Annotated in this window: 10 protein-coding genes; 3 read left to right on the plus strand and 7 right to left on the minus strand. The window is 66.5% G+C overall.

The features are described from left to right. Nucleotides 1-28: 28 nt before the first annotated feature. Nucleotides 29-403 (plus strand): antibiotic biosynthesis monooxygenase, encoded by a 375-nt coding sequence (locus ACE3P0_RS08715; RefSeq protein ID WP_374401896.1) that lies wholly within the window; start codon nt 29-31, stop codon nt 401-403. Between the two features lie 6 nt (nt 404-409). Here ACE3P0_RS08715 and ACE3P0_RS08720 read toward each other — a convergent pair whose 3' ends face one another. After that, the gene (locus tag ACE3P0_RS08720; RefSeq protein WP_374401898.1) at nt 410-1,399 is read right to left on the minus strand and encodes a serine/threonine protein kinase; all 990 of its coding nucleotides are present in this window, start codon (nt 1,397-1,399) and stop codon (nt 410-412) included. Between the two features lie 232 nt (nt 1,400-1,631). Here ACE3P0_RS08720 and ACE3P0_RS08725 point away from each other — a divergent pair, with 232 nt between their 5' ends. Next, the gene (locus ACE3P0_RS08725; RefSeq protein WP_374401899.1) at nt 1,632-2,492 is read left to right on the plus strand and encodes a hypothetical protein; all 861 of its coding nucleotides are present in this window, start codon (nt 1,632-1,634) and stop codon (nt 2,490-2,492) included. A 42-nt stretch (nt 2,493-2,534) separates the two neighbouring features. On the opposite strand, the gene ACE3P0_RS08730 is transcribed toward ACE3P0_RS08725, so the two are convergent. Both ACE3P0_RS08730 and ACE3P0_RS08735 read right to left on the minus strand, forming a co-directional pair. After that, on the minus strand, nt 2,535-4,550 hold the full coding sequence (locus tag ACE3P0_RS08730) for a M13 family metallopeptidase (protein ID WP_374401901.1): 2,016 nt from the start codon (nt 4,548-4,550) through the stop codon (nt 2,535-2,537). Nucleotides 4,551-4,678: 128 nt separating this feature from the next. Further along, nucleotides 4,679-5,137: a DUF4440 domain-containing protein gene (locus ACE3P0_RS08735; RefSeq protein ID WP_374401904.1), complete on the minus strand. Its 459-nt coding sequence runs from the start codon at nt 5,135-5,137 to the stop codon at nt 4,679-4,681. 362 nt (nt 5,138-5,499) lie between these two features. Between ACE3P0_RS08735 and ACE3P0_RS08740 the strand changes: the two genes are divergently transcribed. Beyond that, nucleotides 5,500-6,291: a PEPxxWA-CTERM sorting domain-containing protein gene (locus ACE3P0_RS08740; RefSeq protein WP_374401906.1), complete on the plus strand. Its 792-nt coding sequence runs from the start codon at nt 5,500-5,502 to the stop codon at nt 6,289-6,291. A gap of 105 nt (nt 6,292-6,396) precedes the next feature. Here ACE3P0_RS08740 and ACE3P0_RS08745 read toward each other — a convergent pair whose 3' ends face one another. The 4 genes from ACE3P0_RS08745 to ACE3P0_RS08760 form a co-directional block, all read right to left on the minus strand. After that, nucleotides 6,397-7,350, minus strand: coding sequence for a phosphatidate cytidylyltransferase (locus tag ACE3P0_RS08745; RefSeq protein WP_374401908.1), 954 nt, complete (start codon nt 7,348-7,350; stop codon nt 6,397-6,399). Beyond that, complete coding sequence (locus ACE3P0_RS08750) at nt 7,347-7,766, minus strand: hypothetical protein (protein WP_374401910.1); 420 nt, start codon at nt 7,764-7,766, stop codon at nt 7,347-7,349. Before ACE3P0_RS08750 ends, ACE3P0_RS08745 begins: the two co-directional genes overlap by 4 nt. Next, nucleotides 7,763-9,073, minus strand: coding sequence for a phosphatase PAP2/dual specificity phosphatase family protein (locus tag ACE3P0_RS08755; protein WP_374401912.1), 1,311 nt, complete (start codon nt 9,071-9,073; stop codon nt 7,763-7,765). Before ACE3P0_RS08755 ends, ACE3P0_RS08750 begins: the two co-directional genes overlap by 4 nt. Next, nucleotides 9,057-10,044: class I SAM-dependent methyltransferase family protein (locus ACE3P0_RS08760; protein WP_374401914.1), on the minus strand; the 988-nt coding region annotated here is incomplete at its 5' end. The genes ACE3P0_RS08760 and ACE3P0_RS08755, both read right to left, overlap by 17 nt.

Genomic DNA, 10,044 nt, shown 5'->3' on the forward strand with positions numbered 1-10,044 from the left:
AGGCGCCCCGCCAGGAGGCATCGCCCGCATGAACGAAGCGCGTTTTGCAAAGACCCCGCAACCGCCCTACTGGGCTGTGATTTTCACCAATCAGCGCAGCGCCACCGACGCCGGCTACGCCGACACGGCGGCACGCATGGTCGAGCTCGCAGCGCAGCAGCCCGGCTTTCTCGGCGCGGAGAGCACGCGCGACGCCGACGGCATCGGCATCGGCATCGGCATCGGCATCGGCATCGGCATCACGGTATCGTACTGGGAAAGCGAGCAGGCGATCGCCGACTGGAAGGCCAACGCCGAACACCAGATCGCGCAACGCATGGGGCGGGCCGAGTGGTACGCCGGCTTCGAAGTGCGGGTGGCGCGTGTGGAACGCGCCTATTCGATGCGACGCAGCGAGGCCTGAGCCGCCTCAGACCACCAGCGGCGCTTCGTCCATCAACGCGATCTGCTCGCGCAGGCCGAGGATCTGGTCCTGCCACCAGCGCTGCGTGGCGAACCACGGAAAGGCGGCCGGAAACGCCGGGTCGTCCCAACGGCTCGCGATCCACGCCGCGTAGTGCAGCAGGCGCAGCGTGCGAAGCGCTTCGATAAGATTGAGCTCACGCGGATCGAATTCGGCGAAATCCTCGTAACCAGCGAGCACGTCGCACAGCTGGCGCTGCTGGTCGGCACGCTCGCCGGACAGCAGCATCCACAGATCCTGGATCGCCGGCCCGCTGCGTGCGTCGTCGAAGTCGACGAAATGCGGCCCCTCGTCGGTCCACAGGATGTTGCCGGCGTGGCAGTCACCATGCAGGCGAATCGTCGCGACCTCGCCTGCCCGCTCATAGCAGCGGCGCACGCCGGCCAGTGCGTGCTCGACCGTCGTCGTCCAGCTCTCGTGCAGGCCCTGCGGCACGCAATCGTGTGTGGCGATCCTGTCGCGCGGGCCTTCACCGAAGCTGGCGACACTGAGCGCCGGGCGATGCGCGAAGTCACGCGTGGCGCCGCGCGCATGGATGCGACCGAGAAAGCGCCCGATCCACTCCAGCACCTTCGGGTTATCGAATTCCGGCGCACGGCCGCCGCGGCGCGGAAACAGCGCGAAGCGGAAGCCGCCATGCGCATGCAAGGTGCGGCCATCAAACGCGAGCGGTGCGACGACCGGGATTTCCGACTCGGCCAGCTCGATCGCGAAGGCATGCTCTTCGAGGATCTGTTCATCGCTCCAGCGCCCTGGCCGATAGAACTTCGCCACCAGCGGCGCCGCGTCCTCGATCCACACCTGCCAGACACGGTTCTCGTAGCTGTTGAGCGCAAGCAGCCGGCCATCGGCACGCAGGCCGACGGACTCCACCGCATCGAGCAGGGTGTCGGGCGTCAGGCGGGAATACGGGTGCGCGGCGGCGTCGGGCGTCATGGTGAATCCGGTGGCTGTGAGTCGACACCTTACCACCCGCCCTGCCGGCCATCCCGCCGACGTGGCGAGCGCGGCCCCGAACTGCACATGGCGTGGCGCACTGCGTCGGCGCGCGCGGCAACGCTGTACGAGCGAGCACGGCCCGGCGTAAGCTTTCCGGACTGCAGGCCGCACTGCGACACACGGCGGGAGAGCGTAGCGAATGACACATCGTCTTTGCCGGATTCTTCTGATGTTCGGGCTTCATCTGGCGCCGGCGCTCGCCGCTGCCAACCCGCTGCCCGTGATCCGCTGGCAGATCCTCGACTTTCCGCCCTACCACATCGTCAGCGGCCCACACCGCGGCGAAGGCTTGCGCGACCAGTTCCTGCAGGCCTTGATCGGGCAGCTTCCGGGCTTCCGCCACGAGATCGAGGTCAGCGGCGCCGAACGCCAGACGGCCTTGATGAAAGCGGCGCAGCCTGTGTGCACCCTGTCGATGCTGCGCACGCCGGAACGCGATGCCTTCATGCAGTTCGCACAGCAGCCGACGCAACTGCAACTGCCGGTGGTGCTGATCGTGCCGCGCAGCGTTGCGCAGTCGGGCGCGCTGCCGGTGGAACAGAACGGCGCCGTGTCGCTCGGTGGCACGCTGGCGCTCGGCAAGCTGCACCTGGGCGTGGTGCCCAAACGCAGCTTCGGCACCACGATCGACGGTGTCATCGCAACGGCACACAAGCAGCGCCCGGATGCAGTGCTCGAGTTTTCCGAGCAAGGCGTTGTAGCTGGCCTGCTGCGGCTGATGCAGCGTGGCCGATTCGAACTTGCGCTCGGCTATTCGCTTGAGGTGGAACAGCTGCGGCTCAGCGATCCCGGCATCGACGAGTTGCGCTACTTCCCACTCACCGAGGCGCCCGCGCTGGTACCGGCGCAGGTGGGCTGCAGCCGCCACCCCGATGCCTTGCGGGCACTGCACGCGATCGATGCGGCCCAGCCACAGCTCGCCGAAGCAAGACGGCGCCTGCGCGAGGCGTATTCCGCGCTGCTGCCGGAAACCGAACGCACCCGCTACCGCAGCTTGCTGACGGCAATCGGCGAAGCGCCCAGCCCATGAAAAAGGCCGCCCTCGGGCGGCCTTGTGATGCACGCTGACGCGTTACCAGATGCGGATACGGTCCGCGTCGGCCTTGTACATGCCATCACCCGGCTTGGTACCGAAAGCGGAATGGAAACCGTCGTGGTTCACAGCGGCACCGTTGGCACGGAACTGCGGCGGCGAGTGCGGATCAATCGTCAGCAACTGCAGCGCGCGCTCTTCGCGAACCTTGTTGCGCCAAGCCTGCGACCAGCCGAGGAAGAAGCGCTGCGCACCGGTGTAACCGTCGATGACCGCCGCCTCCTTGCCGCCGAGCGACAGCGTGTAGGCCTTGTAGGCGATCTGCAGACCCGACAGGTCGGCGATGTTCTCGCCCAGCGTAAGCTTGCCGTTGAGAGGCTTGCCCGGCAGCGGTTCGTACTTCTCGTACTGCGCGACGAGCTTGGCGCCGAGTGCATCGAAGGCCTTGCGGTCGTCGTCGGTCCACCAGTTCTGCAGTTTGCCGTCGCCATCGAACTGGCTGCCCTGGTCGTCGAAACCGTGGCTGATCTCGTGACCAATCACCGCGCCGATCGCACCGTAATTCACTGCGTCATCCGCGCCCATGTCGAAGAACGGGGGCTGCAGGATCGCGGCCGGGAACACGATCTCGTTGAGCGAGGGGTTGTAGTAGGCATTCACCGTCTGCGGCGTCATTTCCCATTCGCCGCGGTCAACCGGCTTGCCGGCCTTCGCAGCGAGGCGTTCCCACTCGAAGCGGGTGGAGCGCTGGCGGTTGCCGAGCGCATCGCCTTCCTTCACGACCAGCTTGCTGTAGTCACGCCATTTGTCGGGGTAGCCGATCTTGGTCATGTACTTCGACAGCTTGTCCTTCGCCTGCGCCTTGGTGGCCGGCGACATCCACGCGAGGCCGTCGATCGAATCGCTGTAGGCCTTCATCAGGTTGGCCACCAGTTCCTGCATGCGCGCCTTGTAGGCCGGCGGGAAGTGGCGGGCGACGTAGACCTGGCCAACCGCTTCTCCGAGCGCGCCGTTCACTTCCGCAATGCCCTTCTGCCAGCGCGGCTTGTCTTCCTTCGCACCGGTGAGCGCCGCGCCGCGGAAGGCGAAGCGCGCGTCGCGGAAGGCCTTCGGCAGTACGTCGGCGGATTCATCGAGCGCACGCAGCTTGAGGTAAGTCTTGAGTTCCGGCAGCGGCGTTTCGGCGAGCAGCTTCGCAACCGCGATCATGGTGCTGGGCTGCGACACCGACAGGCGATCGATGCCTTCGAGCTTGGCGGACTTCAGCAAGGCGTCCCAATCGAGATCCGGCGCGCTCTTCTTCAGCTCAGCCGGCGTCATCGGGTTGTAGATCTTCACCGGATTGCGGTTGTCGACCTTGTCCCAATGCGCCTCAGCGATACGGTGCTCGAACGCCAGTACCTGTTTGGCGGTGGCTTCCGGATGCTTGTCGCCAGCGAGGCGCGCCAGCGTCGTGAGGTAGCCCTCGTAGGCGGCGCGCGCCTTCGCGAGGCGATCGTCGTCCTTCAGGTAGTAGTCGCGATCCGGCATGCCAAGACCACCTTGCCAGGTCATCACGCGGTTGACCGTCGGCTCCTTGAAATCTGCCGTCACCCAGAGGTTAACCGGCGTATCCATCGCGCCCTGCACCGTGCCCATCCAGACCGCGAGGTCCTGGCGCGTCTTGATCGCATCGATCGTTGCCAGCATGGCCTTGACCGGCTTCATGCCGGCCTTGTCGATCGCCGCGGTGTCGATGTACGAACCGTAGAAAGCCGAGATCTTCTGTTCGACGCTGCCGGCCTTCTGCTTCTTCGCCGCAAGTTCCTCGACGATTGCGCGTACTTGCTTGTCGGACTTGTCGCGCAGCTGGATGAAGGTGCCGAAGTCGGCCTTGTCTGCCGGGATTTCGGTGGTATCGACCCAGCGGCCGTTGGCAGCGCGGAACAGATCGTCCTGCGCGCGGGTGGCGGGGTCGAAACCGGCGGAGTCGAGGCCGGCGTTGAGCGGGGCTGCGGTGGCAAGGCCAGCCGCAAGAAGGAGCGCAGCAAGCGGCGCCAGGCGGAGTGCTTTCATGCAATGTCCTCGTGGGAGCAGAACGACAGGCGAGCCGGATCAGGCCGCGCCAGACTGAGCGCGCAGATTAGCCGAGTGCAGGGCCGCTGCGTATCGGCTTCGTATCGTTTTGTAGCAGTGCTGAAACATCAGGGCGCGGCGGCATCGCAGCTGCTCTCCCCCTTGTCGAACACGATGCGCCACACGCCCGGCGCTTCGCGCCGCCAGATCGACGAGAAACTACCGATGCGCTTGCCTTGAGGGTCGAATACCGGCCCGCTGCTGAGTGCCAGCGAACCCGACTCGAGCACCTCCACTGTTTCGGGTGCCCATGAGAAGGGCGCTTGCGGCGTGCTGTACCAACGCCGCCACGCCTCCGCCGCCGCGGTGCGCCCGCGCAGGGTGGTGCTGCCACCGAAGAAGACTGCGTCATCGGCGATGAAGGTGGCAAAGGCGGCGTGGTCACGCCGCGCCATCGTCTGCGCAAACGCCGTCTCGGTCGCGACGACTTCGGCGCGCAGGCGGGCGAGTTCAGCGTCGCCGAGGCCATTGGCGCACGCCGCCAGCGACAGGACGCCGAACAACATCAGAACGGTCCTGAGGATCATCGCAAGCTCCCTTGCAAAGGCGCCTGCCGTCGTCAGGCGGCGATGGGTTCAGCCTAGCCCTGTCGCCACTGGGCGACAAGCCGCTTGCATGCGCCGGGTGTTGCGTACGAAGCAGGCGCTGTCGAGATGCCGATGGCTCCCTGTCGAAAAACCTGACATGGCGTTGGCATTTTGCTGCGACGCGACATTTCACCTTCGGCCAAAACGCGCTTGCGAGCTACGGAAGCCCTTCCAAATCAACGTGCTATGCAGCATTTCACGCCTTTCATGCAAGATTCATAGCGAGCTGGTGTGCAAATTGCATACTCCGCCAGCGACCTCGTACCCCGTGGTCGCACACGTGTGTTTTTCAGGAGAGTTAGATGCTTACCAAAAAAATGTCCCCCCTGGTTGTAGCGCTGGTCGCCACCGTGACCGCGTCGAGCGCCTGGGCCCTGCCGGCAGCAACCGGCTCCAGCTCTGCCTCGGGCAACTACAACTACACGCTCGGTAGCAAGAGCGGCAGCGGTGTTGGGTCCGCTACCGATGCAACCGGCGCCGAATCCTCGATCAGCGGTAGCGGCGGCGGCTTCGGTTTCGATGCCACCGGCGAAGCGGTCGGCGGCGCGTTGAAGGCTTACGCTGCAACGTCGTTCGCGCCGGGCGCAGCAATCGGTTCGGCCAGCAACGCCACGGGCATCGCCAGCTTCACCGACTACGTCACCTTCACCGGTGGCTCGGGTACCGCTGACGGCCTGTTCCTGTCGACCCTGGAAGGCAGCCTGAAAGGCGGCGCTAAGGGCTCGGCGACGTATGAGTACAACATCTCGCTGTTCGACGTCGCTGCAGGCACCTCGCAGCTGCTCGTGTCCGATAGCCACACCTACGGCAAGGGCAAGCTGACGGTCAACAACGCGTACGAAAGCGACTTCAGCTTTACCTTCGGCAAGACCTACGCCCTGGTCGCGACGCTGGCTGCCAGCGCCACGAACGGCGGCATTGCCAACTTCAAGGACACCGCCACGCTGAACTTCTCGCTCGGCAGCGGTGTTGGTCTGACCTCCGCGTCGGGTTACAGCTACGGCGTGCCGGCTGTGCCGGAACCCCAGACCTACGCGATGCTGCTGGCCGGCCTCGGCATGGTCGGTGCGATGGCCCGTCGCCGCATGAAGTAAGCCTTCGCACTCCGGTGTGAATGCACAAGGGGCCGCAAGGCCCCTTGTTCGTTTCCGTGTGTCGCCGCAAAGCAACGTCGACTTTCCTGACGGAATTCCGGCGCCTCAACTCCACCAGAAACGCACGATGTGGAAGAACAGCGGCGCGGAGAAGACCATGGAATCGAGGCGGTCCAGCATGCCGCCATGGCCTTCGATCACCGCCCCCCAGTCCTTCACGCCGTGGTCGCGCTTGACAGCGCTCAGCACCAGTCCGCTGCCGAACCCCATCAAGGTCACGAGCAAGGCGATCAGGCCCGACTGCAACGCGGTGAAGGGCGTCAGCGGGTGCAGCAGCACGCCGAGCAGGCTCGCGCTGACCACGCCGCCAACAAGGCCCTCCACGGTCTTCGACGGCGACAGCACGGGTGCCAGCTTGCGCCGGCCGAACAGCTTGCCCCAGATGTACTGCAGCACATCGCTGCCCTGCACGACGATGATCAGGTAGGCCATCAACAGCACGTTGCGCCCCTCGTAGCCGGGAATCGAGAGGTTCAGCAGCGCCGGCACATGCGACACCGCATAGACGCAGACCATCAGACCCCATTGCAGGCTGGCGGTGCGCGCCAGGAAGCGGTCGGCATCCTGCGGCAGCGCCGCGAGAATCGGCAGCAGCGCGAAGGCATAGACGGGGATGAAGATGGCGAACAGCCCGTACCAGTTCACCCACAACAGGCCGTACTGCAGCGGCAACACGAAGAAGCACGCGGCCGCCACCGCGTAACGGTCGCTGCGCCCGCAGCGCATCACCTGCACGAATTCCCGCAAGGCCACGCACGAGAGCCCGAGAAACAGCAACAGCACGGCTTCGCGCCCGGCGGCGAACGCAATCACGAGCACGCCGATCATCACCCACCAGGCACGCAGCCTCGCGTTCAGGTTGTCGATGACGGCGTGGGGCTGCTGCGGCGCGAAGCGCCACTTCAACGCAAAACCCAGCAGCGTTGCGACCGACAGCACTGCGGCGACGCTGCCGAACAGCGTCCAGGCCCCCTGGGGCAGATGGGTAAGGTTTGTCATCGCAGCACCGCCACCCACAGCACGCAAGACTGCAGAAGCGCCAGCACAGCGGCTGTCGTGACCCAGCGACGCAGACCGCGAATGCGATCGGACAAGGCGCGCATGCGCGGCGGGTCGGCGCGATCAAGCGCCAGGCCAAGCCCGGCGTCGAGTTCCGTCAGCGCCTCGTCGGGCGCCGTCGCCGCCATCTCGACAGCAAGAGCGGCGAACAGCAGCCGGTCGAGCTCCAGCCGCAGCGCAACGTAGAGCGCCGCCAGCGCCAGCAGCAGGCTCAGCACGAGCAAGGCTGGCGGTTCGCCATGCCCGGCCCGAACGACCCCAAGCAGGCAAGCGAGGATGGCCCATGCGCAGGGCCAACGCCCACCTGCCGCCAACCCGGCGGCCACCCTTGAAGCCCAACGTGCGTCGCCGTTCATTGCACGCCCTCGGCATAGCGACCCAGTGCGGCGACATGCGCATCGCCAAACACGACATGCGGCCGTGCCGCACGCACGCAAGCGATGGCCGCAGCGGGCGAGTGGCCTTGCGACACCAGCCATGCCGCCACCGCCAACGCACTGCGCGAGAAACCCAGCGCACAGCACACCAGCAGACGCCCCCGCTCGCGTTCCGCCTCGATCAGCCGCGCGGCGTCCGCGAGTGTCGTCACCGCCGGTGCCAGCAGATCCAGTGCAGGAACATGTCGAACCCGCATCGGCGGCAGCGGGTTGTGCATTTCCGGGGCGAGATCGATCACGCCGCTGAGCGCCAGCGCCGCCGCGTCCTTGCGACTGGGCATGCGGCCAAGCAAAACGCCGGGGGCCACTTCCACTGCGGGCGTCAGGCGATGTGTCCACGCGCGGGAGTTGAGCCATGTCGCCACCAGGCAGGGCGCCAGCAGCAGACGCACCGGCCAGGCGTGCCGCCCGTCACTGCGCTTGCCGAGCGCACGCGGACCGAGCCAGAGATAAGCCAACGCAACCAGCAACAGGCTCGTCGCGGGCCACCACAGCCACAGCGCGGCGCCGCCAGTGAGCACCGCAGCGCCCGCGCAACACACCGCACCGGCGAGATAGCCCACACCGAGACGCAGCGCCGCGCGATTGGCGCGATACGCGCCTCGACGCAGCGGTGAAGGCTCGTCGAACGGCAGCGCCCAGACGAGCAGGCAGGCGAGCAGCGCCCCGCTCGGCAAGTCGATGAAGTGGTGCTGGAAGGTCGTCAGCACCGACACGCCGATCAGCGCGAACCAGAGGTCGAACAGCCTTCGCGGCAGGCCGTGCAGATGGCGCGCATAGAGCGACCAGAGCAGCACCAGCAGCGAGATGTGGAGCGACGGCGCCTGGTTGAAGGGTTTGTCGAAACTGCCCAGCGCCGCGAACAGCGCGCCCCAGAGCCCATCGGCCTGCGGCCGCTCGAAACCGAAACGTAGCGGCCAGATCAGGAAGCAGGCCACCGATATGCATTGCACCGCGAACAGCCTCGACACATGGGTGCGCAGCTCCGCCCGTGTGCTGCAGACAAACAGTGATGCCGCGTAGAACAGGTCGATCGACCAGTAGGGCAGGATCGTCCATGGCACGAACGGGATCGCGTGCTCCCACGCGAACACGATGCTGCCGACCCCGCTGCGTTCGGCCGCGACGGCGTTGGCCCAGCCATAGCTGATGAAGAACAGCGGCCCCAGCAGCGCAAGCCAGCCGGCCGCTTCGCGCCAGGGGCGCGCTTCAGGCGGCTGCGGCATGCGTGACCGCACGGCGGCGGGCGATCGATACCGTGAAGATGCCCCAGCGGTCGATCGACTGGGCGATCTTCTCGAAGCCCGCCTCGGCCACCAGTTGATCCAGCTCGGCCTGCGTGCGCCGGCGCATGACCCAGGGCTCGCCGTCGCGGTGGCTGCTGAGCGTGCGCGCGATCAGTTCCAGCTGCGGGTGCCAGGGCTGGCCGGTGTAAATCAGGTAGCCGCCGGGTGCAACGGCTGCACGCAGCGCGCCCAGTGAGCGCCGCACTGGCGTGTTGTCGGGGAACAGCTCATAGAGACCGGACACCACGGCCACAGTCGGCGCAGGGTAGAGCGACGCGTAGCTTGCCGGGTCGAAGGCATCGGCCTGTTCGAAGCGCGCGATGCGACTGACGCCGCGTTCCGCGATCAGCGCTTTGCCATCACTCAGGTTGATCGGGCTGTAGTCACGCAGCCGGATCGACGCCGGCGCAATCGGCAGGCGCGCAATGCTGTCGAGGATGTAGCGCCCGTGGCCAGCCGCCACATCGAGCAGATGCAACGGCTGGCCCGCTGCGTGCAGCGCTTCGGCAGCGCGCGCGATCGCCGCCTCCAGATGCAGTTTGCGCTGGCGGATACCGCGCCAGCCGATCGCGTTGAGATAGTTGCGATCGGTCAGCCAGCCCAGACCGAGCCAGCCGCTCGGCTTGTTGCGATACACATAGTCGAGCGTCGAGCCGGAATCGAAACCCGTGCGCAGGCCCAGTCGCATGCCGGCGGACAGCCGCCCCAGGGTACGCATCGCAAGTCGCATCGACGCGAACACCGCGCCTGACATCAGGCCGGGCGCAGCGCGCAGGCGCTGGTACTCGTCGAAGGTGTGACCGCGCTGATGCGCATCGCGCAGATCCGGCGCCTCCGGCGCTGCAGCAAAGCGCGCCCGCACGAAGTCGCGGATCTCGGCAACGACCGGTGCGCGATCGCGCTCGCCCAAC

Origin of the sequence: Niveibacterium sp. (assembly GCF_041909475.1) — a bacterium.
Taxonomy (GTDB): Bacteria; Pseudomonadota; Gammaproteobacteria; order Burkholderiales; family Rhodocyclaceae; genus Niveibacterium.